A 513-nucleotide genomic window follows, 5' to 3' on the forward strand; every position below is an offset into this window, starting at 1 on the left:
AGGTAGGTGAGGGCGTCACCAGTGTGAAACCGGGTGATCACGTTATCCCGCTCTACACCGCTGAATGTGGCGAGTGCCTGTTCTGCAAGTCGGGCAAGACCAACCTGTGTGTGTCTGTACGTGCTACCCAGGGCAAGGGTCTGATGCCTGATGGCACCACCCGCTTCTCGTACAACGGTCAGCCGCTGTTCCACTACATGGGCTGCTCGACTTTCAGCGAATACACCGTTGTTGCTGAAGTGTCGCTGGCCAAGATCAACCCGGATGCCAATCCGGAGCACGTCTGCCTGCTGGGCTGCGGCGTGACCACCGGTATCGGTGCTGTGCATAACACGGCCAAGGTGCAACCCGGTGACTCGGTGGCGGTATTCGGCCTCGGTGGTATCGGCCTCGCCGCGATCCAGGGCGCACGCCAAGCCAAGGCGGGCCGCATCATCGCCATCGACACCAACCCGGCCAAGTTCGAGTTGGCTCGCAGTTTCGGTGCCACCGAGTGCATCAACCCCAAGGACC

The 513-nt window shown here is 61.4% G+C and carries 1 protein-coding gene; it reads left to right on the forward strand.

Annotated features, from left to right (window positions below; translation table 11 throughout):
- A partial coding sequence (locus K5E40_RS34420) for a zinc-binding dehydrogenase (RefSeq protein ID WP_221734435.1) occupies positions 1 to 513 on the forward strand: 513 nt, incomplete at both ends.

It is taken from the genome of Pseudomonas baetica (assembly GCF_019733355.1).
Taxonomy (GTDB): Bacteria; Pseudomonadota; Gammaproteobacteria; order Pseudomonadales; family Pseudomonadaceae; genus Aquipseudomonas; species Aquipseudomonas baetica_A.